Below are 24,537 nucleotides of genomic sequence, written 5' to 3'. Positions count from 1 at the left end.
TGCTCCGTGAGCGTCAGATGGAAAAATAATATCCCCCCGCTTCACGATTCACAAACATACGTGAGTATCGTTTGATGTCCGTATGGACTCGCAGGGACGGTTCCCAGCAACGAGGAGCGATTGTTGTGTTCAGAGAACGACGCAGTCTGGCGTTCGTCGTGTGCCAGGAGGAAACGCATCGGTGCGGGATGCGCACCAACAACAGTATCCTATAACTAAATAACGCGCGCGCGTACCGGTGAGAAATGCCCGTTACTCCCGCATCAGATGAGTGGCGTGGGTGATCGTTCCTCCTGCCCGGATCGCGGCTGCGACCACTGCGGTTTCGGCTAACTGTGCGCTCGTCGCACCGGCGTCCCGTGCGGCGGTTGTATGAAGCTCAATACAATACGGACACTGTGTGGTTAGTGCGACAGCAATCGCAATCAATTGCTTCGTCTGTACGGACAGAACGCCTTCCTCAAAGGCGGCTTTATCAAAGGCCCAGAACGCCGCCATTCCTGCTCGTGCATGTTCTTCAAGCTTTTGAAGACGGTCCAGATTTGACATGTCCAACATGTTTATCTCCTAATGCAACGAAGCGGCGTCTGTTAAGACTCGGCGCTCCCGACGGTTGATCACATACGGCAAAAATACGACTGACCGAGTCTACGGGGCTGTCCCCATCAATGGGATCATATGTCGGCGTCCGGCTACTGACAAACATACGCGGGTATATAGAAAATATATGCAACGCGCGCCCGTTGACGTCTAGTTACAGCGCCCTTGAAGCCGGAAGGCGTTCTTCGAATTAAGCCGGTTCAATGACGTCGAAGACGCGATTTCAGGTATGCGCAACCTTAGGGTCGGCGCTGCGTTCCTTTTTGTAACGATATTGTAAATCAATGATGTGGTTGATCTTCACTCGGTCGTTGGTATTTAAAAAATAGTGCCAGATAAAAGGTTCTACCATTTTAGAACGCATCGAATAAAATGGCTGCTCGTCTAGAGGAACGATGCGGTCTACGAGACCGCAATTGCTATCTGCCGAGCCAACATGAACGAATCTTCCATGCTCGATACGACCTGGCTTCAGACAGGTCAGATTGAACTGTGCCGAAAGTTGACAGCCTCGGGTGGCGCGACGGAGTACAGGAGGGGTCGTGGATCGGTAAGCGACTTGTCCAGCACGTCTATGCGTTATCTCGTCCCGTAAGCGAGCGAGACGATCAACCGGTCGGTTGATCGAGGGGCGGATCTATATTCCTTGGGTTGCGTATTATATGAGCTACATTCAGACGTTCGAGGTTAGGGGCCTAGAGCCGGACTGGAGTGAGAATCTTATTGATGGCACTGCGTTCGCGAGCGCCGGCGCATCCGCATTCTGGGTACATCGCCTTCAGAATTGCGTCCTTTTTCGTGATTGGGAGGGCGCCTTGGAAGCTGAGCACAAAGCGAAAGGATTGCTCGGCCTCGCCCCCGCCCCCGTCGAGGCCGCAGACGTCTCTTATTACGGCGCGCTCTGTCGAGCGGCTGCGTTCTCGCGGGCGACGGAAGAACGGGTGCGTGAAACGCACCTCCGCGTTCTGGAAGAGCATAATTATTACTTGGAGTTGCGGGCGCAGTCATGTCCTGATTATTTTGGCGATCGCGCGGCATTGGCGGCAGCCGAACTGGCGAGGGTACAGGGTCGGATAGGTGATGCACAGTCGTTATATGAAAAAGCGATCGAGCTTAGTCGCAAGCAAGAGTTCGTTCACAATGAGGCCGTGGCACTCGAAGCTGCGGCGAGTTTCTATTTAGCTCAGAAACTTTCTGTTGTCGCCGAGACATTGCTGAGAGATGCCCGTTATGCCTATCTTCATTGGGGCGCGGAACGGAAAGCGCTAGAGATCGAATCTCGCCTCACGCGGGCTATCCATCTTGAGCGGAAGATACCCGCGAACGATACGTTCCGGCAGCACCTGGATAGCAGAGCGATAATCAGGGCGTCTCATGCGCTTTCTAGTGAAATCGTACTCTCCAGACTCCTCGAAGTGCTTATCGGAAACGTGCTCACGCACGCTGGAGCGGAGAGGTGTGCGGTAGCGCTTCAATGGAAAGGGGAGTTCCGAATCGAAGCCGAAGCACGAACATCTTTAGACGGTATCGTACATGTCATCGAATCGCGTCAGCTCCAGGACGTCGAGCTCCCTCTCGGAATATTCATGCGTGTCGCAAAGACTCGACGGAGAGTGTTGCTCGTAGACGCGTCCCGTTGTGGTGATTTTGCAGAGGATCCTTACGTTAGCCAACGAGGTCTGCGGTCAGTGCTGTGCCTGCCCTTGCTGAAACAATCTGACCTCGTCGGAATACTTTATGTCGAGAACAACCTCGTCGCGGGCGCATTTGGTGGGGAAAAGACGACATTGCTTGAAGTATTTGGGTCGCAAGCCGCAATCTCGCTCGAGAACGCACGACTGTACGCAGCGACTCAGGAGAGCAACGCGCTGCGCGAAGCTGCGGAGCGGGAGCTCCGGGATTCACGAGCGGAACTCGCGCGGGTGGCAAGCCTTACGACGATGGGGCAGCTAGTCGCGTCTGTTACACACGAAGTTAGTCAACCGCTAGTATCTATAGCAGCGAGTGCCGGCGCGGCATTGAGATTCATGAGACTCGACGAACCTGACTTCTCAGAAGTCGAGGAAGCGTTGCAGAGGATTCAATCGGATAGTACTCGCGCGCATGACGTGGTGCGCAGCCTGCGGGCACTGGGCAGACGATCTGCTCCTTCCTTTTCAGCGTTCGACATACACGATGCTGTCGTCGAAGTGTTGTTGGTCACGAGGACTCAGCTGGAAAAGCACGCTATCCGAGTCGAGGCGACTACCGGCCCCGGTACGAGTTTCGTGTGGGGCGATAAGATCCAGATACAGCAGGTAGTGCTCAATCTGGTAGTCAATGCGATTGAGGCAATGCAGGAGATTATCGATCGCGAACGTCGGCTGCTGCTGGGAAGTTCGACCGTCGAAGGGCTCGTGAGACTCGTAATCGAAGACACAGGAGTGGGCATCGAGGAAGGGTCCTCTGATTACATCTTTACGCCATTTGTCACAACGAAGTCGCATGGCATGGGAATGGGTCTACCGATATGCCGGTCGATAGTGGAGGCGCATGCGGGGCGCCTTACCGTCGAACCATCGACTCCTCACGGCACTCGCTTCGAAGTATCGCTGCCCGAAGCTGGAGGCAGGGTTTCGGCCCAGCTTGGATTTGGTACTTGATTCGATATGTTTTCAAACGGCCGGACGTCAACTTGGTTACAAGATGACAACTTGGACAATTCGAGATCGCGTCCCTCCGAACAGAGTAGCCCCGGAACGCCGTGATGAATGTGTCGGGATTGCGTGAATTTGCTGATTCAGCATCAACGGCAGGTTGATCGCCTCGGCGGCGATGTCTTGAAACCAGATGCGGCGCATTCCCTTTGGTCATGTACTCCGGATGAAGGCAAAACCTGCATTGACGCGAACGTTCCAGTTCTAGCACCTATTGTTCCCACCAGACTCGCGACGGCACTTTAACGGATCCATCATCGCCGGTGAAAACGATTTCGCGTAACGTCGATCCTTGTGCGATGGAGAAGGGCGAAAGTGTTGGCCCGACATGCCAAATAGCGCTCGTGGGATATCTTGCAACTTAAAGCATTGCTGCTATGAAAGTGAAGCAGCTGCCCATCAGAAAATCGCGGGCCTTAACTATCAGTCGCGTTTCGATAGAAACTGACGATCTGGCTCGATACCGAGAATCTCCCCTATACGGACGAACTCCGCCAGCGTCCGGCTCGCCATTTTTTTCATCGCATGAGCGCGGTGCGTTTTTATTGTGATTTCGCTTAGATTCATTTCGGCCGCGATCTGTTTGTTCATGAGGCCGGCGACGACATAGCCCATCACCGTCCGTTCTTTGGCGTTCATTGAATCGTAGCGATAGCGCAAGTCTGCCATCGAACGTTCGTTTGACAGACGCTCGGCGTCGTGGCGCAATGCTGAGGCGACGGCGTCCAGGACGTCCTGGTCCCGAAACGGTTTAGACAAGAAGTCTAACGCGCCCGCCTTCATGGCCTGAACAGTCATCGGAATATCGCCGTGCCCGCTGATGAAAATGATGGAAGCAGATAGTCCCATTTTTACAAGCTGCTGTTGAAGCTCCAACCCGCTCTCGTGTGGAAGCCTCACGTCGAGAATGAGACAACTGGGTAACTCCGGCTTGGTAAATGAAAGGAATTCAGCCGCAGACCCGAACGTCTCCGCGCGCAGACCCACGGAACGAAAAAGGGCGCTCAAAGACCGCCTCGTCGGCTCGTCATCGTCCACGACGTACACGATCGACTCGTGTTCGGGCTCTATTCTGCCTGCAAGTGTTCGTTGGGGCGAGTGGGAACGCGCGAACATCATTTCTCCCTTGAATTACAGTTGACCGTACGTGGACCGTGCGGACACCGGGATGAACTCTTGTCCGGTAAAGAAGTATTACACGACATCGTGTCCCTTGCTACCTGTGGGGCATAGCTAATCCCATGACATGAACCGGGGACGGATGGAGGTCTGACAATTGTGGCAGACTGTCACACCTTTGCCCATACGGTAATGCGGTTGATTGACTAGCTCGGCGAGGAGCTCACTGTGCAGGCACTTATAATTGGATCGCAACCCGCATTGCCTTCTGTAGAAACCACTAGAGGACAGATTGAATGGCGCGCCCCAGAGAATTCGATGAGGCAGCCGCGCTTGACGCGGCGGTTGAGCATTTTTGGCTCCATGGATACCAGTCGACGTCGGTTCGTGAATTGGCGTCCGCGATGGGGATTACCGGCGCCAGTCTGTATAACGCGTTCGGCGATAAACGCGCTCTTTTTAAAATGGCGCTCGCACGCTACATTGAGACAGGTATCGAAGGTCGCGTCATTCGGGAGCGTCAGTCTACCGTACACGCGATAGAGGAATTTTTCAAAGATATCGTCGACTATTCCATAAAAGACAAGAGCCGAAAAGGCTGTCTACTGGTGAATTCAGCCCTTGAGCTCAGCGACGAAGACACGGAACTCAAAGGAGTCGTGTCAGATGTTTTCGTTGAGATAGAAGCGTTTTTTAGGCGAGCAATAGCAGGCGGACAGGAGCAAGGCGAAGTGTCGACCGGGCTCCCTGCGGCAGACCTGGCCCGCCTCTTATTAGGTGCTTTACTTGGAATCCGCGTACTGGCCCGCGTTCGCCCCAACCGTGCTCTTCTAGAAAGTATTGCCCGTTCGGCGCTCCTCGTTTTGAAGCGGTGATGCGTTCCGTGCAGACGCTCTTTAGCGCCCGAGCGTTGGGCTGCCGCAGGGAGCCATCCGTCCCGCCGGTCACACGCCTGAATCCCGAAGGGCGTCCTGCGTTTATCCCTAGTGCGAGCAGGATCGCTTTCGACGGACCGAGATCCGAAGGGGAGGGTGTCGCAGTAAGGGGGGACGCTCATGCTGGACCGCCTGTCTGATGATCACGTGCGGTCTTCCTCAGATCAGAACGTCTTACGACGGACATTCCGTCGTACGCATGCCTTGCCGCACATTATTTCTGACGGTTGAGGGCTTGACGATAGCTACCGTACTACATCATAGAAACATCGTTAGCCGCGGCTCTTCGCAGTAACAACTCGACGGACCTGACGAATTGATCTGCGGTTGCATGATTACCTCGACGCGCGTCAGTGCTGGAAGCAGAGCTACAGATCCGATTAATATCCTGGCGACGTTCTCAGCGGGCTCCCGTGTCATATTGTTGATCGCCTCCTCGCCCTCGATCATGCATTCGTGGAAAAAGGTCTCGAGTTTCTGCATGGCGCTTGAGATGATGTGCTCAAATAGCGGGTTAAAAGCGGCAAGACCAATGACAGGGGTAAAGATCAGCCTCGCGCTACCACCTCCGAAGATCAAAGATCGCTGGCTGATCATGCGGAAAAGCAGAGAATCGCAACGTCGGGACAATATATTTTACGCAATTATCTAAGCATCAAAGCGGAACGGTTATCTATATATCAGCCGAGCGAGGCGACGAGCAACTGGGTTTTGTTCCTGTATTCTGCGATCAGCATGCTCGGCAAGACCGATACCAGAAAGGCCGGGGCCATAAGCCACGCATTCGCGATCGTGATGATCTACCGCTCCGGCCTCGAAATTAATAAAGCTTTATATTGCCAACGGAAGTCCAGGTCAACCCTTTTGTTACGGCGTAACGAGAGCGAGGCGTTCTTCGGCGGCGGTACGCCTGTATATGTGGACAAGCTTACTTCCGATGCGTATCTTCAACAATTTTCAAGAGATTCACAGACGAGACGACTTTCAACTTCGGTCGCAAGTATCATTGCGGACGCGTTGATTGGTCGTGGCTTTGAAACGGGTTTGTATATGCTATCCCCCGTGTTGATTATGATGCCGCTGAGAGAACAAATTCCCGGTCGGGTCGCATCAGAACGACGCCAAAGCTGAAAATTGTAACTGCATAGTGTCGGGTCATGCCACGATACTATCACGGTGCATTGGGATGCCCGCTCAAGGATATTGACGGTCGCGTGGCGCAAATGCATGTCGTCCGACAACGGGGTTTCCGTTTGCGTTCTCAGGTTCGCTAATAGAATTTTTTCCAGCGATTGTGAACCTGATTGCGCGAGCGACCGCACGATGCTCTTCCATGGTGCGACTTTGGCCGTTGTAGCCGGTGCGTCCATATCTAGTCTCCGGGAACTTCGGGTTTAGCGGCGGATAGAGTGAGATGGCGGTGGAGATCGAGCGCCGATCCGTGAAGTAGGGCCCTCGATCGCACAGATGGGTGATATGGATATCTATCAACCGGGATATTCTGTGACGGATGAGTGCGGCACTGATGTAAAAATAGTACGCGGCGCTAGTGCTTGAAACAAACATGCGTCGGTATAGAAGTTCGACGCCAAAGGATAACGATTCGTCTAGACCTGAGACGGTTAACTAATCTTTGGGTCGGGTCGAAGCACTTTGTTCACGTGCAACGAGAGGCGACTTGGCTATAGTGGGGTCTTCCTCTGTGCCCAGAAAAGGAAGCTGTGCGGTATGCAAGAAAGAATGATTGATCGGATAAAAGGCACCGCGCAATGACGCGTTTATTGCAGTACGGCAAAGGCACCGTTCTGCGAAATTACCCCACCGTCTTCGTTCGGATGCGCGAGTGACCGCCAAGCTCTCGAATAGGGAATGACCCGATGCAGCATGGTTCGGCGAGCTAGGCTGGCCTATGAGTCAGGGAACGGCTGGGTGGCGGGATTAAAGAAGTGACGACGGTTGCGTGCGACGCGTGCCTCGTTGTTCGTTCGAAGAGGTTCCGCAAGCTCCAGCCTGCACGTTCGGAGCTTGCGGGAAAGCTTGACGGCATAGTCATTACGCCACCTGATGGAGAGGAGTGTGAGGTTCGCTGGCGAGTCTTACATCAACAGCCGTTATCGGGCTATTGCACACGAACCATAGAGCCTCTGCTTTAGGCTTCGTCGGCGATGGCCTGTGGCGCCGGGAAATCGATCTCAGTCTCGAATACATTACTTACGAAGTTGGCGTACAAGAATTGTGTGACCCGCGCGATGATCTCGATAATCTGAGCGTCCGTCCACCCTGCATCGCGGACCCGTTGCAAATCGCTTCCCATCACCTTCCCGCGTGTCTCAGTGACCTTCTTCGCGAACCGGACGGCCGCCTCGACCTTTGGGTCACTGGACTTACCGTAACGGCTCATCTCGAGTTCGGTTACATCAAGCTTGCAGAATTGAGCCCCGATATAGGTGTGAGCACGGACCGTATAGTGACAGCCGTTCACTTCCGATACGGCGAGTGCGATACGATCGCGCATCGCAGCATCGAGCGTTCGCTCCAGAGGAGTCTGCAAACCTTTGAACGCCGCTAACGCGTGTGGACTCTGTGCCATCAACGCGAAAACGTTCGGAACGAACCCAAAAAGCTTCTCCAAACTGTCAAGGGTGGCCTGCGAATCGGCCGGGATTTGCGTGAGGGATAGGCTAGTATTATCGACCATGTGTTCTCCAGTCAAACGCGTTGTTCTGATTGGAGGAATCCTATCCTGCTAAACAAGCAAGGGTAACCCGCTTCATATGATATGTCTTGTCTCAAAAACTGAGAGGCTCACAAGGAGTAGTTGGCCCTTGATCCTCTTGAGCATATTGTTGAGCATATTGTTCTATCCATGGGCTAGCTTTGGCGGCGTTTGCAGGTTTTAGTTAAGCTGTTTTAAAATGTGATTCGGTGATGCCGAACGGAGTCTTGATCCGCGCGACGCGAGTCGCCGACCATAAGTCTGTCTTTATCACCATTCAAGGCCGTACGTAGTCTCGGGACGCAAAATTCGATGAATCTTCGGATCTTGATGGGCTGCATCTTATGCCCAGTGTGCACGACGCTGACCGGCATCGGTTCTGGCTCGAAATCCCTGAGGACGAGTGTTAGCAAACCCGCTTCCACCGCGTGCGCAATCTGATAGCAAAGAACATGTGTTACGCCGACACCAGCGATGGCAGCGTCGATTGCAGCTTCGGCCGTGTTTACGGAGAGGCGAGGACGAATACCGACCTGCCGATCTGGCCGCTGGCCTTGATTAGAGGCGAAGGTCCAGGTTGCCCCAGAAGCCAGTGCCTCGAAGCTTACGCAGGAATGTTCTGCCAGATCTTCCGGCTTCTTGGGCTTGCCAGCGCCAGCGAAGTAGGCGGGACTTCCGCAGAACACACGACATACCGTACCGACGTGTGTTGCTACTAGCGAACTGTCAGGCAAATGGCCGATACGCAGTGCAATGTCGATTCTGTCGTCAATCAAGTGCAGACTTCGATCCGATAGGATGAGCTTGATGCGAATTTCCGGGAAAGCGGCGAGGAAATCGCTAACGACTGGCAAGAGATGAAGGCGGCCGAATACGATGGGCGCTGTGACGACCATATCGCCGCAAGGGGTCGAATATTCACCCGACGCGTTCCGCTCGGCGTCGCCGACCTGATCGAGGATAGTCCTGCAAGCGTTTAGATATGCTTCGCCAGCCTCCGTCAACGTCAGCCTCCGCGTGGAGCGAACGAGCAATCGTGCGTTCAGATGCTGTTCAAGCTCTGCGACCTTGCGGCTTACGGTCGGCAAGGGAGTGCCGAGTTTACGGGCTGCGGCAGAGAAGCTGCCCAAGTCTATTGCGGTGACAAAGAACCACATTGCCTCGAAGCGATCCATCGATCCTCTCATTTGGTGAGATAAAACATATCGAAAATACAGGATTATCAAAAAGTGCGGGCGATATTAGTATTCCTTTCAATTCGTAATGGGTGGTCAAAAGGAGAAAGAGATGACCAGAGTCCCGATTCCAGATCGAGATGACGCGCCACCGGAGTCGCAGGAAATGTTGAATGCCGTCGCCAGACAGCTGCGGTTCGTACCTGCGCTCTTCCGCGCCGCCTCGATAAGCCCTGAGGCGCTCACAGGGTTGACACAGCTCAGCGGGGCCATGTCCAGAGCATTTGACGCGCGAACCCTCGCGCGCATAGCCCTAGCGGTATCGCAGGTTAATGAATGCAAATACTGCCTGTCCCTCCATACGTATCTTGGCATGAACTTTGGGAAACTGAGCCCGTACGAAATGTTGCGCAACCGGTGGGGTGATTCCACCGACGCAAAGTCGACGGCGCTCGTGATGTTCGTCCGGAAATTGGTCGAGACGCGAGGAAAAGTCGTAGACAGCGAGTTGCAAATGATTCGAGATGCTGGATTTGATGACGCTCAAATCATCGAGATTGTGGCGGCGAGCGCATTTTTTATCTTCATGAACCTGATCAATAACGTGTTTGACACGAAAGTCGACTTCCCCGAAGTAGACATTGATTCGAAGGCAGCGTGACGCTTCTCGCGAGAGCACGAATCTAATATTCGATATGCACACGCATTTGAGCCGCTAGGAGGATGCCTGCAATACCCGCGAGTGTCTACAGCAATAACGCGTGACTCTTAAAGTGCTCGGGCGGGTGAGGTCGTAGCAGGGCGACGGTTCTGTTAGCCGGATGACAGAGCAGGCGGCGTTTGATCAGATCGTTTGACATCGTCATGACGTTGGATATTGGACGCCGGGATGGTCCAGAGACGCCTAGGTAATAACGTTGGGCAGTCGTGATCTGGGCCGAGAATGAGGTTGCCAGTGCTCAGACGAGGCGGGTTCACGGTGGCATGGTCGGTGCTGTTAAACTTGTACGTCGATGGACAATCGACACCGCGCAGACAGACAGCTCGCCAACTTGCTAGGGATGGTAAATCGAAGTTTGCGGCAAGGATTTGAGATGGCTGGAAAGAGACGATTTGATGAGCAATTGGTTTTCAACGTTGCAATGGAGTTACTGGAGCGACGAGGGTACAAGGAAGCCACTATGGTCGAGTTGGCTGAGGCAACGGGGGTGCGACGTGGCGCACTCTATAACGCTTACGGAAGCAAAGAAGAGTTCATCGTTAGGGCCTTCAACTACCTGGCCGGCAAGTTTTACGAGCAGGTTGACCATGCTCTTACGAAGCCTGATAGGCGCGCTGGCTTGCAGTCATTTTTTGAATTGATCATCCCTGTCGGTACCACTTCTCGGTGTGCTGCCGTTATAGCGACCCGGTTGACCACTGAATCGGGGGATTCGTCACACAGGCTACGGGATTCGTTGGCAGATTTTTTTGCCAAGCTCGAGCAGCTGTTATCCGACGCGCTTAGCGAAGAGCCCGACGGTATACAATTGTCCATGTCAGCGGACGACGCGGCAAAGCTCGTTGTTGCAACTACACGTGGGATTGCTGTGATGCGCAATATACACATGAACCATGCGAAAGTCACAGCGGTTACCAGTGCACTCCTTAATGCGGTGATCTCAGCTGCTCCACAAGACTTATGACAGCTGGTTTGATGAGCATAAAAGTGTACATATGGATGTGAGGCGCAGGGCACAAGTGCATTTTCGCTGCGTCGTGGTACCTCTACCGCGGGTGGCGTCTTTTCTACTCCCATCTCACGCCCTCAACCACGTCACACCTTGCGAATTTCACACAAAATTGGACAGTGATATCGCGGCAAGCTGGACAGGCATTTCACGCGAAGATGGACTGAACCCCCCGAGGGTTTCGGAGGCTGTTTTGCTTGAGTCACGCCCCGATGGCGGAATCAGTGAGTTTCGAATACTAAGCGGCTTCCTGTCTCGGCAGGTGGAATGTCGCCGATGGGGCCGAGCAGCCGACGATTGTTGAACTCGTCCGCCCATTCGACCATCGCCATTTCAACGGCCTGCAGGTTACGCCACGGACCAGGACGATGGATCACTTCTGCCTGGTACAGGCCGTTGATCGTTTCAACCAGTGCGTCAGCGTGGGAGTCGCTCACGCTGCCTACCGAGGGTTCGATACCAGCGTCGACCAGCCGATCCGAATAGCGAGTGGGTACGTATTGAACGCTGCGGTCGCTGTGACGGATCAGCCCGTCCTGATGCGCCAGCTGTCGTTCGTACAAGGCCTGCTCCAGCGCATCCAGAACGAAGCCCGAGTTCGCCGAGCTCGACACACGCCAGCCGACAATGCCCCCGGGGAACACATTGAATGAACGCGACATAGACGAAGCCCTGCCAGCTCGATACATAGCAAAATCTGTCAACCACAGCGCGTTGGGCCTTTCGACCGCGAATTGCCTGTTCACCAGATCCTTCGGGCGCGGCGTCGAACCATCGCTCATCTTTGTGCGTACTGTCTTGCCCGCAGCACGCCGCGCAGGCTCCGGGTCAGGGCATTTCGTACAGGCGGAACTCGACGGCCCACCGAGTGACGATCACCTTCGTCGATGCTCTCCGACACGTCTACGGGGGCGAGCCGATTTTCAGGGCGCTGTCGATCGCACCGTCGACATACTACACGCGCGTGGCCCGCCGCGCCGTTCCTGACCTGGTGCCGTCACGGGCCCAGGGCGACAAGATGCTCGAGGTTGAGATCCGGCGCGTGTGGAAAGACAACTTCCAGGTTTATGGTGCCGATAAGGTTTGGAAGCAATTACGAGCGAAGGCATTGTCGTGGCGCGCTCCACGGTCGAACGGATGATGAACCTTCGTCTCGTGCACAACACCTATCGCGTCGATCTCAGCGGCGAATCGATCCATAAACAAGAAAGAGTTTGACTGACAAACCCCGGTCAGAGTAAAGAGCGGAACCCTGCCTCGCTACACTCAGACTATCCGGCTTCGCGCGAATCGGCCGTCCACCTTCACGCGAAACTCGTGTCCAGCTTCAACGAATTGCGCATCCGCCTTGCCAATTTTCGTTGAATTTAACGCATTAACCGTACGTTTTGTTAGGGCATTGTGCGGACCATCTCCAAGGCAACGGTTGCTGGTTAGCGCTTGTAGCACGCGGCGTAGTTCTTACGTTTTGAAATTGCACTTTTCAGAATCGTTGGCTTATCGCAATATTGAGGCAATATTATGATGGACGGGGTGCTGCACTTGGTCAGCGCATTCGGAGGAGCAACATGTCCCGTATCGATATTCCTGGTCATCAAGAAACTGCTGCATCCAGTCTGCAACCTCTATTTCATTTTGTTAGCAGGCGTTTCGGATTCGTACCGGATCTTTATCGTATCTTGTCCATCAGTCCACACTCGCTGACTGGATTGATGGAGATGCAGGCAGCGCTCTCACAAACATTGGATGTGCGTACACGCGAAAGCATCGCGATAGCTGTGTCTGAAGTCAACCGCTGTGACTATTGTGTTTGTGCTCATTCGTACGTCGGACACTATTTCGCCAAACTGCTCCCGCAAGAGATAGCCTTGAACCGCCTCGGCCGATCGCTGAACCGCGATGCACAACCCGCGATTAGCTTCGCACGGAAGGTTTCAGTATTGCGGGGAAAAGTGGAGACCGAGGACCTGAACGATATACGCGCCGCAGGGTACTCTGATGGGCAAATTGTGGAAATCATCGCACTTTGTGCCCAGGTATTTTTATCCAACCTTCTAGCCAACGTATTTGACATTCAGCCCGATTTCCCGGAGTTTTCAACTGTTGCAGCTGTTCATGAAGACTTGATCAGCGCCGAGCGGTCAGCGTCGTCCTATGATAACTAGCGACATGCTTCTTGCGTATATCTCTTGCGCTGGACAGCTAGCACGCACCTGAGCACGAAACTGTCCCCCTTGTGGCTTTCGCAGGTCTATGTTGACAATTTGTGCGGCGAATCGGCAGGCTCCGTATGGCTCAGGCAAAAGAACCTCCATCCTGGATCTTCACCGAATTGCAGACTGTCCTTAACCGCCACATTGGCACATTCCATCGCGGAGGAGTCAGAACACAGTCTGCAGCTTCGATCGGCGAGCCTTGAGCTAGCAATGGGGCGACTCTCGTCGGTTCTCTTGAAGGCTACGATGCCTTCAGGAAAAGTATTGTTGCAAAGAAAACGTTTATAGGCGATGGGGTCAACGTAGGCGTCCGGATAACTCGTTACTATGCAGTGGTCGACAAGGGTACGAACTGATTCATTGGTCAAGCGGAGATTAACCCACTCGTGGAAGTTGGTTGGTAGGATGAGATCGCCGTAAATTGAATATTTCAGCGCCGCTGTCGTCACAGATGTACGCTCCCTCGACATAAGTAGAATTTGACGCAGGTAAGCGATCCCCGCTAACGCAACGCAGATAGCAAATATCTCCATCATCTCGGCCGGGTCGTACATCACACTCCTCACGCTAGGTTGTCACCGATGCGGCAATTCAACGAAAATCCGGCGGCTTCGTCAATCATCTTCCAGGCTGGTCACAAGATACTTCGGTATACCCACGGGCATCGATAATACACCGGTGACAAGTGTGCGAGATAGCTGAGACCACCGCGGAGCTTAGGTCAAGATAATCAACTATGCCGTTTTCGAGTCCAAAATAACAACTGGGAAGTCAATAGGTGTGTCGAATACGTTGTTTATGAAATTAGTAAATAGGAATTGCACGCTAAGCGCAATGATCTCGACAAGGTTGGCGTCCGTGAAACCAGCTTGTCGCACGATGTCAAGATCTGATTCGGTTACTTTACCGCGAGTTTCCAGTAATTTTTTCGCAAATCGGACAGCAGCGTCCCTTTTCGAATCACTGGATGTGCCCATTCGATTGAGGGAGATTTCCTCTAGGCTGAGACTAGCGGTATTAGCTGCCCAGAAGGTGTACGCGGATAGGCAGTATCGGCAGGAATTTACTTGCGACACAACCAGTGCAATCCCGTCTCTTGTCTTTGAATCTAGTGTCTTCGAGAGCGCTCCCTGGAGGCCCGTCCAACCAGCTAAAGCGGTTGGGCTGAGAGACATGATACTGAATTGGTTCGGAGTAAATCCGAACTGTCTATTGAACGCATCAAGTATCGGTTTCGAGGCGAGGGGCGTTTCGTCGCGCCTCGGAATTGCGATTCGGGCCATCTAGTTTCTCCGGTTAAAAGGATACGAGGACGAAAAACAAGATTGTAGCTAATGCTGCTACTACTACGGACCGTCGGTGCTGGAGGCGAATTATGACTGCGAGAGATGACTTAGCGATCTGACTTTGGCAAGCGGGTTTCCATTTTGACAAGTTCAACGAGCGTGTTCGCTTTCATCTTGCGCATGAGTTGCCCACGATGCACTTTTATGGTTATCTCGCTCAGATTGAGCTTTGCCGCGATCTGCTTGTTCATCAGACCTGCTGTCACCATTGACAGGAGCTTTCGCTCGTGAGCAGTCAAGGACTCGTATCGTTCACGTAACTCTCGACGGCCGCGTTCGCTTTCGCGCCGTGCGCGGTCGTGAATCATCGCAGAACAAACCGCGTCGAGCATGTCCTGGTCACGAAAAGGCTTGCTCAGAAAGTTGTGGGCGCCCGACTTCATCGCCTTCACAGTCATCGCAATATCACCGTGCGCGGTCATAAAGACTATTGGTATGTAGACTTGGAGCTTGGCGAGGCGCTCTTGTGCCTCAAGTCCGCCGATCCCTGGCATTCGGATATCGAGGATGAGGCAGCTCGGCTGCGCGGCGGCTTTGTCTTGGTTCTTCACCAACACGTCAATCATTTCCGTGGCCGAGTTAAAGAGCCTTACTTCTAGGCCCACGGTCGCTAACAAGTCCGCGACAGATTCTCTGACCGAGATATCGTCATCGACAACGTAGACCAAAGGAGATGATTCCATATGATGATTCTCCTATTCTGAAAAAGACATATTCGCTTAATGGCTTCGGATTAGTTCTGGATATCATTGACTGATGTGCCGTCTATATATGGCAACGTGAACCGGAACACTGTTTCGCGCTCACGCCGTTCGGCTTGAAGTAGTCCGCCGTGCGCCTCCACAATGGAGCGGCAAACTTTGAGCCCCATGCCCATACCATTGGGTTTAGTTGTAAAGAGTGCATCGAAAAGCGTCTCTGCGGAGTGCTTGCCGAACCCACACCCATTGTCCTGGACGGTCACCATCGCAAACGCGGGATCATGCGAGGCGGAATTTACAAACAGGGACTTTTGCATCCCGACGACGGGCAGCAAAGCGTCCATAGAATTACGTATCAGATTTTCCAGAACCTGCTGAATTTGTGTGCGATCGCCGAGTACAGGCTTGGCTACGGCGGTTTCCAAGCGCAGTCTGATATTCGCGCGGTCGAGCTCGCCCTGCAGGAGAAAGGCGACTTCCCTTATAGCATCGTCGAGGTCCACAGGAACCTTAGTGATACCCGAATTGGATGCCACAGCCCTTAGCCCTCTGAATACATCAGCAGCTCGACGGGCGTCTCGAGCCACTCGTCGAGCGGAATCGCGTGCTCGAGCTGTTTCGGCCGGTGATTTCGATAGCCATCTGAGACAAGCCTCCGCGTTCGTAATAATTCCAGTGAGTGGCTGGTAAACCTCGTGGACGATTGATGCTGCCATCTCACCCATCGTGGATAGGCGGTGAGCACGCGCGAGTTCCGCGCGCGCCGCTTGGAGCGCATTTTCCGCGTTACGTCGTTCCGTGACGTCAACGGTCACTCCTATATACTGCAGATCTTCCGTGTCGTTAGTCTGCGGGTGACCTTCCACTTGGACATATTTAATTTCCCCGAAGCCGACGATGATCCTGAATTCGAGTTTAAAGACGCGCCGTGCGGCAATGGCTTTCACGAGTGCTATTCGCACAAGTGGGAGGTCATCAGGATGGGTCAGATTAATTAGTTTTCCGCTCGGAATGCTTCGTTCACGCGAAATTTCATATATCCGGAGAAATTCTGATGACGCTTCTAACGTGTCCGTAGCCGCGCGCCACCTCCAGCTGCCGGTTTGACTCATTCGTTGCATGTGGGCCAGCTCTCTCTTGTTTGCGCAGAGCGCAACTTCGACTTCTTCGATCTTTCGATTTTCGAGAGCGATGCGTGCACGGAGCCGCAGATTTTCTCGTTTCATCACCGCTTGTGCTGAAAGTAAGGTCAGGTGATCAACTAGGGTTGAATCGAGCGGTGCCGTATCGCTGCGTGTGTCCAGGCAGAGGATTTCTTTGCTCTCTTCATTAAGTAGCACGGGCACACACAACATGGGGCTATCAATGGTGTCTGTCTGTGGGTTCGCCCAGGCCTGCGCCTGCACAAACGAGGTAGACCCTAAGAAAACTGGCATATAGGTGAGTGAAGCCGAATTGAAGACGTTCCTGAACAGTCCCTCCGATTCGACGGGTCGCCTACCATGGCTGACAACAATTGCATTATTTTGGGAGCGCCGTGCCTCACATTCGACGAGTATGTTTCCCCCGTCGTTCCTGATGAGCCTTACCCGGGATGCCTTCGCCATCGATATTGCGCTCTTCAAAAAAGTTGCGACGACTTCCTCTTCGCTGGTATCACGTGAAAATTGCTGAAAAGCCTGCACTATCTCCAGTAGCTGCCTGCGATGCCCATTACCCATCATGCCTGTTTCAATACTCATTCGTTTAGGTGTGACGGGAGCTGCCTTGCTGCCGCTTGCCCGCTTGGAGTGTCGCATGCGGTGAAACTGCATATGTCTGCCGGGCTAGCCGATCTTCGGGCTCCCGAGTTGTTGGAGCGACAAACGGCCTCTTCAAGGTTCCTGGGCTCATGCCTTAAGCGGAAGAGGATGTTCATGCTGAGCGACGTTGCGAGGAGGAGGCTCCCGAGGTCCATCGCGGGTTGAATGCAGATATTTTCTCCCTGCAGTTGGCCCGCATAGATGCACTTGCCGAGTACTTTTCGATCCCCTCGATTGTCCTCGAGACGAGTGTAAAACAGTCTGTATCGAGCTTTTCTTTGCCGAAACCGGCACGGAGTGACCGCCTCGCGTCACTTTTCGCCGGATGAACGCCCGTGTCAAGTGCTGAACGAAGAAGCGCTCGATTTTACGGAGTGGAGTGAGCTCGGTCAGTTCCGCTTCTATTGCGTGTCTAAAACTTCGCGCGACGGTCTGAGCGAGTGAACTGCGGAACGAGGACGGCTTGTCGCCAAAAGCGTTGTAGTGACTTGCGCAGCTTACCCCCGCATGGAGCGCGAGAATGTGCACCGACGCGTTCCGGAGATTGTTTGCGCCAAAATAGATGATGGCTGCGTCAATGACATCGAACCCATAGAATTCTTGTGGAAGTGGCATGATTGTGCGCAAGTTCAGCTGTTTAGGAACCCGGATCTGGGCCCGCGTATAGATAACTTTGCAGACAAGCGTTCCTTTTTTTGCGTGCTAAATCAAGGTTTGTTTGGACCTCCGTTGCAACTTTGCCGGAAGTGTTCGTAGACGTCACGCGGCACGGTATGGTCTTCTCTCAAGACGAATAGCCTGCCACGCCGGGATGTCATTAGTCGTCATGTCGTGTATGTCTATCTATGTCGCAATATCTAAATTGAGTCAGATCGGCCGAGCCTCAAGTCCGAGTGTTGCGGATTACTATTCGACGGTCGCACACGCGTATAGCACTCGCTGAACTGTTCGATACGGACATTTTCCATCCAGACACAATACTGGGGCCTTGGCTGAGGCGGTTTGCGATATGACCTCCAGCACTTCCTCCCATTGCCTATCGTCGTCACGCCGGGACAAGATCCTTGCTGATATTAGCAAGTTCCGAGTTCGTTGCGGCAGCGCATACGTATTCACCCGATATACTTCGGTATGTTCTACTTGGAAGTCTTTGCCGGGGCGCAAGAAGCGTTTCATCTTGGCCCGGATTGTAGGATGCATTGCAAGTCAAGTTAGTCCGAAAATATCGTTACGCGGTAACGGTGCGGGCGCTCATTCAAGTTACATGAGGACTTCACGGAAGTTTGGAATCTTTTAAACCTCGGCTTTATGATCACGTAGCTGGAGCGATCTTGGCGCGCTGGCCGGGCGGTTCATCAGAGAATCCGGCCGGTTGCCGTAAACGTCAGTGGACGGTGCAGGCACGGGAGAAGACTTGATCGCATCGCCTATGACCGCATATGGGTGCAATATATGAGGTACTTCTACAGGCTCACTGCCGTAAGAGTAAGGGGCAGCATCAGGTGTTCGAGCTGAATCGGTGCTGGCGGCTGTTGAGTCTTATTCCTTGAGTCGAATCGATGCTTCGAGAACTGATTGCCGAGTACGGTTTGCCACTGGTATTTCTGAACGTACTGATTGAGTCGCTCGGTTTGCCAGTGCCTGCGATGCCAACACTTTTACTCACCGGCGTAATTACCTCATTGGTAGGCGGCCATGAGAACGCTTGGTCGATGAGGCTTTCCCTGTTCACTGTTGTTCTCGTCGCAACGAGTTCTGCTCTCGTAGGCGACTTGTTGTGGTTCTGGCTGGGACGACGTTATGGAAGTCGGGTCTTGGGATTCCTATGCAGCATGTCGATGTCGCGGGACAGTTGTGTGAGCAAAAGCGGTGAGCTCTTCGGCAAGTTCGGCGTTCGTGCACTTGTCGTTACCAAGTTTATTCCGGGCCTCTCTACGCTGGCGGTCCCGGTGGCTGGTGCGATGGGCGTACCGCTCATCAATTTTCTCTTTTACGATGCCGTCGGGGCTGCAATATGGGCGACCGTCGGAGTAGCTCTCGGCTCGGTGTTTGCTGAAACCGTAGAACCGATTCTTAAAGCCCTCGATTGGTTGGGTGTTGGGACTGCGATTATTGCCGCCTTCTCTCTGATTATCTATGTAGGCATCCGATGGCGACACCGAGCCACTCTGCGCCGGCGTTTGCGCATGCCACGGGTCGACGCTGGGCAGCTCGATGCACTACTGACACAAGAGCCTCCGCCTTGGATCATAGATGCGCGACGGAGAATGAAGCGACAGTGCGATCCAGTGCGGATCCCAGGCGCGATTGTGCTTGACCACGATGCATCGGTGGCGCAGCTCGACGGATTGGACAGAAGCAGGAAATTTGTCGTCTACTGCGATTGTCCAAACGAAGTGAGTGCGGCATTGGTTGCGGAGCAAATGAAGGCGGAAGGGTACAGCGACGTCTTTCCGCTCGCCGGAGGACTTAAGGCGTGGCGGGCTGCCGGCTTCGCTCTTGAACCGCTTTTGCTTGATGAGGCGACGCGAGAAGCGGTGGGCAAGATTCATCCGCGATCCGCATCATGAGAGGGCGGCCCGGGTTTGCAACTGTAACTGTTGAACGTGCACAAACCTCATCGTTACGTTTAAAGACGATTGCTTTATGAGATATCGCGGAGGGATATCTCATGCGACTGTTATCGATTGGGGAAACGGCAGCACAGCTGGGTGTTGCGGTCGGCACGCTGCGACGTTGGCATCGGCAGGGACTATTGTCGCCGTCCTGCCGAACCATGGGTGGGCACCGCCGATATCAGCATGACACGGTGCAGGCTGCGGGTGATGCTGCCCCTGCTGTAGCGGGCAAGACGGTTTGTTACACGCGCGTTTCATCGCACGACCAGGCTGAGTCAGCTAAAGACACAGGCCTCGCGGTTGCAGAAGCATTGTGTCGCAGCAGGCTTCGTAGATATCGAGATCATTTCGGACCTGGGCAGCGGTCTGAATTATCGCAAAAAGGGACTGCAGCGGTTGCTGGAGGAAATCCTTCGTGGACGCGTCGCGCGGCTTGTGCTGGTGACGAAAGACCGGCTGTTGCGCTTTGGTAGTGAACTGCTGTCCGTATCTGCGAGTTTTTCCGCGTCGAAGTCGTAGTTCTGGATGCTACCCCCGAATGCCAGCCGCGAGCAGCGACTCACCGAAGACCTTGTTGAAATACTGACGGTCTTTTCGCCGCGCTGACGTCGGTCGGAACTCGTGGACGCCGACGGGTTAAACAGCGATCTTGTTCAAGGAGAAACGCTGCGTGAACGCGGCGGGAGACAGATAGTCAAGCCGCGCCTATGTCCGCTGCCGGTTATAAAATATCTCGATGTATTCCGTGATCTCTTGCTGCGCCTGCTGCCGAGTGGCGAACCGCCGATGATAGACCAGCTCGCTCTTCAGCGTACCCCAAAATGATTCGATCGGAGCATTATCAAAACAGTTGCCTCGTCTGCTCATCGATGCTTGCATGCCGAACTGGCTGACAAGATTCTGGTACGCGTGCGCACAATATTGGCTGCCGCGGTCTGTGTGGTGAATCGGGCCAGGCGGCGGTCGGTGCGACGCGACCGCCCGAAACAGCGCCTGCATCACCAGATGCTTGGTCATACGCTCGCTCATCGCATAGCCGACCAGCGCTCCGCTGAACAGGTCCTTGAGCCCCGCCAGGTACAGCCAGCCCTCGTCGATTGCGATGTACGTAATGTCTCCACACCACGCCTGGTTCGGCGCGCTCACCGTGAAGTTCTGATTCAGTTGGTTCGGCGCGACTGGCAGGTCGTGCTTCGAATTGGTTGTCGTCTTGAACTTGCGCTTCTGCTTGCAACGCAATCCAAGCTTCTTGCGCAATCGCTTGATGCGATGCACACCCACCTGCACACCGTGTTCCGTCAAATCTTTCTGCAGTCGTTCAGCGCCGAATGTCTCGCGCGTGCGCTGGTGCGCGGCGAGGATTTCTGCTTCCAGACGGGGGTCCTGTTGCGAACGGGACGAGGGTGGGCGTTTTGAGCCACGCATAGTAGCCACTGGTCGTCACACCCAGCAGCCGACACATCGGCGGCACCGGGTAGTTCCGTCGCATCTGCTCGATCACGCCGTACTTCACCGCGACTCCTTCGCAAAGTAGGCCGCAAACTTCCTGAGAAACTCGAACCATCAGGCTGGTTTGGTCTGCAGCACGTAGCCCAGCGATTCGGCCCGTCGGGTGAGATTGTTCAGGACCCGCTGGCGGTACCGTTCCTCATAGTATTCGGCGCCGGGATCGACGTATTTCATCCCGTAACGCAACGTGTTGTAGAACAGCACCGCGACCTTGCGGGCCGTAGCGGTGAGGGCCTTCGCCTTGCCGATCCGTACCGACAGACGTCGGTAGAATCCGCCCAGTGCCGTGTCTGTCTTGCCGATGGTGACGGCGGCAAGACGGAGCGCAGCAGCAGCCTTGCTGGACGAGCGCCGCGTTTTGGACGACAGGACCTTCCCGCCAGATATCTTGTTGCCGGACGCCAGACACAGCCACGATGTAAAGTGCTTCACCGTCGGCCATGCGACATGTCTGTGCCGCATTCAGCGACCAGCTTCAGCGCAAGGTAAGGTCCGAATCGGTGGATCTGTGTGAGGTCGACACCGAGCATGCTGTAGAGCTCCGCACGTACGTCGAACGAGAAGTCGTTCAACTGCCTGCTCCGACGACGCGCGGCAGGCAACGGAGTGCTCACAGGCGTCGCATTTGCATGTAATTGTCGGAGCACGACTTCGATACGTTCGTCGCACTGCGCCACCTGCGTTTGATAAAAATCATAGAGTGCGAGCGCCTGGGTGGGTTCGAACACATGTTCGTCCTGGTAATTGCCAACCAGCGCATCGCGAATCGTTTCGCTCGACGCCTTGCAGCGGACGTCACGACGCCGGGCCAGTTCTTCCGGATTGCGTTCGCCGGCAACGATCGAGCGGATGATCTTCATGCCGGTAGCGCCGGTGACGTCCTGCACGACATGATGCAGTTGCAGGTTGATCTGCATCAGCGCCTCCTGCATGTGCTGGATATGTGCTGCGGCATACTCGAGTAGTCGTTCGCGTTGACGCAGATAGGCGCGTAACGTCGCGATATCATGCCGGGGACGGAAGCTGGCCCGCAGCAGGCCGTGCGCGTGTAACGTCTGCAGCCACTGCGCGTCGCTGACGTCAGTCTTGCGGCCCGGCACGTTCCTCGCATCCCGTGCGTTGACCAGCACCACCTCGAAGCCGTACGCTTCCAGCACTTCGAAAGCGGGAATCCAGTAAACACCGGTCGATTCCATCGCGATCGTCGCGATCCCGATCTGCTTCAGCCACTGCGCGAGTTGATGAAGCTCCTGCGTAAAGCTGCCAAATGACCGGACCGGTTCCGGTCCAACCGCGACGACGTGAAACTTCGCGCCGATGTCGATGGCTGCAGCATAAGGATGCACTACCGTAAACGATGCGCCGCTGGTGGCGCCCTGGGACTTCGTCGTCTTCATGTCTGCCTCCGCCTGGCGATCGTCAGAGAGCGGGACAGCGGAGTAGATCACCTTCCTGAACGGGATCGCCTGACGGCGTCACCAATGCTGGGTCCGCATCAGTCCCTGGACCATGTTTTTTAACGGGATGAATCACCAATAATTCAACGGCCGCTCTCCCTGATGCGCACCAGTGTACTTGTGCCGCGGAGTTTCTGCCCTTCGGGCAGGGGCGCGTCCCTTGAGATGTTTTTTTAACAGATCGCGCTCCATCTTCACTTCCGCCAGTTCCCGTTTGACACGGTTCAGTTCCATCTCCAGGTCAGTCAGTGGTTTTTGCCCTTGCCCAACCGTCTTGAGCTTGCCCGCTTTCGCGGCGCGCACCCAGTTCGCCAGCGACTTCATCGGGATCGACAACCGGCGTGCCGCCTCCGACACGCCGACGCCTTCCGTCTGCGCGAGCTTGACTGCCTCTTCGCGAAATTCCTTCGTATAGACCGCTTTCGGGATCCGATTCATCAATGCCTCCGTTCCTCTATTTTACGAAACGTTGGCCTCCACTTTTTTCAGCCGGCCTCAGGCCTTCGTGTTGCTTCGTGAAGATGCCACGTCGGGCCAGCGTGAGGCGGTGCTCTCCGAGGCGCTGTCGGCGGCAGTTGCGTGGGCGAAGCACGAATTGAAACCCGTCGTTGCAGAGAATCTTGATTTCGCAGCAAAGAAGAAAGCGATGGCGCAGCTCAGCCCGAGAGGAGTACGCATGCTCTCGGGGCTGCTCTATGCAAAATACCGACAGCTGCTCGAAGCGAAGTGCTTTCGGGGCGGGTGTCGAGCTGATTCTGGTTGATCCGGCCTATACGTCGATCATCGGTGCGGTGAAGTACGCAGCGCGACGAGGCTGGAGTGTGCATGCTGCCGCAGCGGGCGTGATTGCCCGTCGTGGACAGAAGTTGACTGAACGTCTGCCGCGCACTGGCACGGTTGTCCGTGTGCCGGTACGGGGTGGTCATCAGGCCCTCGAGCTACCTGCAAGGAGAAGCGGCGATTCGCGTGTGGCCGCCTGGCGCAGCGTTCATGCAGCGTACAGAGGTGTGATACACGAGCGCTGGCTCGGCACCCGGGGCGGCTTGCTGCGTCGGAGTGCGACAGGCATCACTGGTCACGGTAGCAACGCCGTGCCCCTTAGCAGGGACCACCGTTACCCCCGCGACCCAAATCTGCATGTGCAGATTTGTGCACCATTAAGTTAGCGGTCATAGCTGGGAGACCAGTGTCGCAATGACGACCGCGAAAAGAAACAGCGACAATGCTCGACTTGCGCAGATCATCTTTGGTTTCCGAAAGCCTGGTGGTAGATATTGTATTCCCGTTGTCATTGGTCGAATCAGATCTTGTCGCTTCACGATCCGATACAGTGTAATAACTGCTATGTGGATAGCGACAAACGTCATCAAGATTGTGAACAGTAACCCGTGCGCAGATACCAAAATATTTGAGGTGTCACCGGAGAACATACCGAAAAGCGGTCCTACCCGAGCCACGTCGTTGTACGCATATAATCCGGTCAATACCTGCATCGACAGTACCAAAATGAGCACAATCACCATCCATCCCCCGGCGGGTGTGTGTCCGACGTACTTCGTCTCAGCGTGGGAAAAGAAGCGACGTGTATAGATCAACGCGCTTGAGGGGCGCACGAGAAATCGCCTGAAGCGCGCGGTTTCGCTGCCCCAAAAACCCAACAGAATCCGGAAGATCAATAGGGTAAGGGTTATTTGCCCAAGACGAACGTGCCACGTCATCCAATTGAACCGAGACGTCACATAGGCCCCGATGACGAGACCCACGATCGACCAGTGAAAGATTCTGACTGATTGGTCCCAAACCCGTACAGGCAGGCGTTCTATTTCGGGGGAAGGTGACTCTGATGTCGTATCCAAGGTTTACTATTTTCGGCCTATACATTCGCGGGAGTTTATGCTGCGAGTGTACGTCGCGGGA

Annotated in this window: 21 protein-coding genes, 3 pseudogenes and 1 other annotated feature; of the genes and pseudogenes, 9 read left to right on the top strand and 15 right to left on the bottom strand. The window is 54.6% G+C overall.

The annotated features are described in order from the left end of the window. Window positions 1-252: 252 nt before the first annotated feature. Window positions 253-558, bottom strand: a complete 306-nt coding sequence (locus C2L64_RS48260) for a carboxymuconolactone decarboxylase family protein (RefSeq protein WP_086908839.1) — start codon at window positions 556-558, stop codon at window positions 253-255. Window positions 559-1,415: 857 nt separating this feature from the next. Between C2L64_RS48260 and C2L64_RS48255 the strand changes: the two genes are divergently transcribed. Beyond that, window positions 1,416-3,242 (top strand): ATP-binding protein, encoded by a 1,827-nt coding sequence (locus C2L64_RS48255; RefSeq protein ID WP_158660644.1) that lies wholly within the window; start codon window positions 1,416-1,418, stop codon window positions 3,240-3,242. A 477-nt stretch (window positions 3,243-3,719) separates the two neighbouring features. Here C2L64_RS48255 and C2L64_RS48250 read toward each other — a convergent pair whose 3' ends face one another. After that, window positions 3,720-4,412, bottom strand: coding sequence for a response regulator transcription factor (locus C2L64_RS48250; protein WP_244212281.1), 693 nt, complete (start codon window positions 4,410-4,412; stop codon window positions 3,720-3,722). Between the two features lie 299 nt (window positions 4,413-4,711). Between C2L64_RS48250 and C2L64_RS48245 the strand changes: the two genes are divergently transcribed. After that, window positions 4,712-5,290 (top strand): TetR/AcrR family transcriptional regulator, encoded by a 579-nt coding sequence (locus C2L64_RS48245; RefSeq protein ID WP_086908842.1) that lies wholly within the window; start codon window positions 4,712-4,714, stop codon window positions 5,288-5,290. A gap of 1,007 nt (window positions 5,291-6,297) precedes the next feature. Here the strand turns inward: C2L64_RS48245 and C2L64_RS56510 are convergent. From C2L64_RS56510 to C2L64_RS48225, 3 genes are all read right to left on the bottom strand, one after another. After that, window positions 6,298-6,579, bottom strand: a complete 282-nt coding sequence (locus C2L64_RS56510; RefSeq protein ID WP_407671966.1) for a DUF3331 domain-containing protein — start codon at window positions 6,577-6,579, stop codon at window positions 6,298-6,300. 920 nt (window positions 6,580-7,499) lie between these two features. After that, the gene (locus C2L64_RS48230) at window positions 7,500-8,048 is read right to left on the bottom strand and encodes a carboxymuconolactone decarboxylase family protein (protein ID WP_103154252.1); all 549 of its coding nucleotides are present in this window, start codon (window positions 8,046-8,048) and stop codon (window positions 7,500-7,502) included. 212 nt (window positions 8,049-8,260) lie between these two features. Beyond that, window positions 8,261-9,241: a LysR family transcriptional regulator gene (locus tag C2L64_RS48225; protein ID WP_103154251.1), complete on the bottom strand. Its 981-nt coding sequence runs from the start codon at window positions 9,239-9,241 to the stop codon at window positions 8,261-8,263. A gap of 112 nt (window positions 9,242-9,353) precedes the next feature. Here C2L64_RS48225 and C2L64_RS48220 point away from each other — a divergent pair, with 112 nt between their 5' ends. Further along, window positions 9,354-9,902, top strand: coding sequence for a carboxymuconolactone decarboxylase family protein (locus C2L64_RS48220; RefSeq protein ID WP_103154395.1), 549 nt, complete (start codon window positions 9,354-9,356; stop codon window positions 9,900-9,902). A 433-nt stretch (window positions 9,903-10,335) separates the two neighbouring features. Then, window positions 10,336-10,926 carry a TetR/AcrR family transcriptional regulator gene (locus C2L64_RS48215; RefSeq protein WP_158660643.1) on the top strand — a complete coding sequence of 197 codons (591 nt, stop codon included), beginning with the start codon at window positions 10,336-10,338 and terminating at the stop codon, window positions 10,924-10,926. Between the two features lie 266 nt (window positions 10,927-11,192). On the opposite strand, the gene C2L64_RS48210 is transcribed toward C2L64_RS48215, so the two are convergent. Further along, window positions 11,193-11,753, bottom strand: coding sequence for a DDE-type integrase/transposase/recombinase (locus C2L64_RS48210; RefSeq protein ID WP_086908849.1), 561 nt, complete (start codon window positions 11,751-11,753; stop codon window positions 11,193-11,195). Between the two features lie 48 nt (window positions 11,754-11,801). Next, window positions 11,802-11,917, top strand: a sequence feature (AL1L pseudoknot). Between C2L64_RS48210 and C2L64_RS48205 the strand changes: the two genes are divergently transcribed. Both C2L64_RS48205 and C2L64_RS48200 read left to right on the top strand, forming a co-directional pair. Continuing rightward, entirely contained in the window at window positions 11,840-12,112 is a 273-nt protein-coding gene (locus C2L64_RS48205; RefSeq protein WP_133061141.1) for a hypothetical protein, read from the top strand. Its footprint overlaps the feature before it by 78 nt. Before the next feature lie 427 nt (window positions 12,113-12,539). Next, window positions 12,540-13,136 (top strand): carboxymuconolactone decarboxylase family protein, encoded by a 597-nt coding sequence (locus tag C2L64_RS48200; RefSeq protein WP_086908850.1) that lies wholly within the window; start codon window positions 12,540-12,542, stop codon window positions 13,134-13,136. An 86-nt stretch (window positions 13,137-13,222) separates the two neighbouring features. On the opposite strand, the gene C2L64_RS48195 is transcribed toward C2L64_RS48200, so the two are convergent. The 4 genes from C2L64_RS48195 to C2L64_RS48180 all read right to left on the bottom strand — a co-directional run bounded on the left by C2L64_RS48195 (window position 13,223) and on the right by C2L64_RS48180 (window position 17,033). Next, window positions 13,223-13,741, bottom strand: a complete 519-nt coding sequence (locus C2L64_RS48195) for a hypothetical protein (protein ID WP_086908851.1) — start codon at window positions 13,739-13,741, stop codon at window positions 13,223-13,225. 180 nt (window positions 13,742-13,921) lie between these two features. After that, complete coding sequence (locus tag C2L64_RS48190; RefSeq protein ID WP_086908852.1) at window positions 13,922-14,470, bottom strand: carboxymuconolactone decarboxylase family protein; 549 nt, start codon at window positions 14,468-14,470, stop codon at window positions 13,922-13,924. 110 nt (window positions 14,471-14,580) lie between these two features. Continuing rightward, entirely contained in the window at window positions 14,581-15,216 is a 636-nt protein-coding gene (locus C2L64_RS48185) for a response regulator transcription factor (protein WP_086908853.1), read from the bottom strand. 50 nt (window positions 15,217-15,266) lie between these two features. Next, a complete protein-coding gene (locus C2L64_RS48180; RefSeq protein WP_158660642.1) occupies window positions 15,267-17,033 on the bottom strand; it encodes a sensor histidine kinase in 1,767 nt (588 codons plus the stop codon). A gap of 1,562 nt (window positions 17,034-18,595) precedes the next feature. Here C2L64_RS48180 and C2L64_RS48175 point away from each other — a divergent pair. Beyond that, entirely contained in the window at window positions 18,596-19,606 is a 1,011-nt protein-coding gene (locus tag C2L64_RS48175) for a VTT domain-containing protein (protein WP_086908855.1), read from the top strand. Between the two features lie 101 nt (window positions 19,607-19,707). After that, window positions 19,708-20,260 (top strand): annotated as a pseudogene (locus tag C2L64_RS56610) (IS607 family transposase). Window positions 20,261-20,290: 30 nt separating this feature from the next. On the opposite strand, the pseudogene C2L64_RS48165 reads toward C2L64_RS56610, so the two are convergent. The 4 genes and pseudogenes from C2L64_RS48165 to C2L64_RS48155 all read right to left on the bottom strand — a co-directional run. Further along, window positions 20,291-21,188, bottom strand: a pseudogene (locus C2L64_RS48165) (IS3 family transposase); the annotation flags it as partial. Between the two features lie 29 nt (window positions 21,189-21,217). Beyond that, window positions 21,218-21,595 carry a hypothetical protein gene (locus C2L64_RS55470; protein WP_244212278.1) on the bottom strand — a complete coding sequence of 126 codons (378 nt, stop codon included), beginning with the start codon at window positions 21,593-21,595 and terminating at the stop codon, window positions 21,218-21,220. Beyond that, window positions 21,592-22,560: an IS110 family RNA-guided transposase gene (locus C2L64_RS48160; RefSeq protein WP_244212277.1), complete on the bottom strand. Its 969-nt coding sequence runs from the start codon at window positions 22,558-22,560 to the stop codon at window positions 21,592-21,594. Before C2L64_RS48160 ends, C2L64_RS55470 begins: the two co-directional genes overlap by 4 nt. A 228-nt stretch (window positions 22,561-22,788) precedes the next feature. Then, window positions 22,789-23,058, bottom strand: a pseudogene (locus C2L64_RS48155) (transposase); the annotation flags it as partial. A 31-nt stretch (window positions 23,059-23,089) separates the two neighbouring features. Here C2L64_RS48155 and C2L64_RS55465 point away from each other — a divergent pair. Continuing rightward, window positions 23,090-23,383: a hypothetical protein gene (locus tag C2L64_RS55465; protein ID WP_242681733.1), complete on the top strand. Its 294-nt coding sequence runs from the start codon at window positions 23,090-23,092 to the stop codon at window positions 23,381-23,383. 406 nt (window positions 23,384-23,789) lie between these two features. Here the strand turns inward: C2L64_RS55465 and C2L64_RS56500 are convergent, their stop codons facing one another. After that, window positions 23,790-24,476 (bottom strand): cytochrome b/b6 domain-containing protein, encoded by a 687-nt coding sequence (locus C2L64_RS56500; RefSeq protein WP_103154247.1) that lies wholly within the window; start codon window positions 24,474-24,476, stop codon window positions 23,790-23,792. Window positions 24,477-24,537 lie beyond the last annotated feature (61 nt).

The sequence above is a fragment of the Paraburkholderia hospita genome (genome assembly GCF_002902965.1).
GTDB classification, from domain to species: domain Bacteria; phylum Pseudomonadota; class Gammaproteobacteria; order Burkholderiales; family Burkholderiaceae; genus Paraburkholderia; species Paraburkholderia hospita.
Note: the sequence above shows the minus strand (reverse complement) of the source record. Positions and strands in the feature narration are given on the sequence as shown.

Bases quoted from the DNA above. Each gene is read 5' to 3' on its own strand.
- C2L64_RS56510 (WP_407671966.1), bottom strand. From the start codon at position 6,579: ATGCATTTGCGCCACGCGACCGTCAATATCCTTGAGCGGGCATCCCAA.
- C2L64_RS48260 (WP_086908839.1), bottom strand. From the start codon at position 558: ATGTTGGACATGTCAAATCTGGACCGTCTTCAAAAGCTTGAAGAACAT.
- C2L64_RS48250 (WP_244212281.1), bottom strand. From the start codon at position 4,412: ATGTTCGCGCGTTCCCACTCGCCCCAACGAACACTTGCAGGCAGAATA.
- C2L64_RS48210 (WP_086908849.1), bottom strand. From the start codon at position 11,753: ATGAGCGATGGTTCGACGCCGCGCCCGAAGGATCTGGTGAACAGGCAA.
- C2L64_RS48230 (WP_103154252.1), bottom strand. From the start codon at position 8,048: ATGGTCGATAATACTAGCCTATCCCTCACGCAAATCCCGGCCGATTCG.
- C2L64_RS48175 (WP_086908855.1), top strand. From the start codon at position 18,596: ATGCTTCGAGAACTGATTGCCGAGTACGGTTTGCCACTGGTATTTCTG.
- C2L64_RS48245 (WP_086908842.1), top strand. From the start codon at position 4,712: ATGGCGCGCCCCAGAGAATTCGATGAGGCAGCCGCGCTTGACGCGGCG.
- C2L64_RS48185 (WP_086908853.1), bottom strand. From the start codon at position 15,216: ATGGAATCATCTCCTTTGGTCTACGTTGTCGATGACGATATCTCGGTC.
- C2L64_RS48180 (WP_158660642.1), bottom strand. From the start codon at position 17,033: ATGCGACACTCCAAGCGGGCAAGCGGCAGCAAGGCAGCTCCCGTCACA.
- C2L64_RS48195 (WP_086908851.1), bottom strand. From the start codon at position 13,741: ATGTACGACCCGGCCGAGATGATGGAGATATTTGCTATCTGCGTTGCG.
- C2L64_RS48225 (WP_103154251.1), bottom strand. From the start codon at position 9,241: ATGGATCGCTTCGAGGCAATGTGGTTCTTTGTCACCGCAATAGACTTG.
- C2L64_RS48220 (WP_103154395.1), top strand. From the start codon at position 9,354: ATGACCAGAGTCCCGATTCCAGATCGAGATGACGCGCCACCGGAGTCG.
- C2L64_RS48190 (WP_086908852.1), bottom strand. From the start codon at position 14,470: ATGGCCCGAATCGCAATTCCGAGGCGCGACGAAACGCCCCTCGCCTCG.
- C2L64_RS48215 (WP_158660643.1), top strand. From the start codon at position 10,336: ATGGCTGGAAAGAGACGATTTGATGAGCAATTGGTTTTCAACGTTGCA.
- C2L64_RS48160 (WP_244212277.1), bottom strand. From the start codon at position 22,560: ATGAAGACGACGAAGTCCCAGGGCGCCACCAGCGGCGCATCGTTTACG.
- C2L64_RS48200 (WP_086908850.1), top strand. From the start codon at position 12,540: ATGTCCCGTATCGATATTCCTGGTCATCAAGAAACTGCTGCATCCAGT.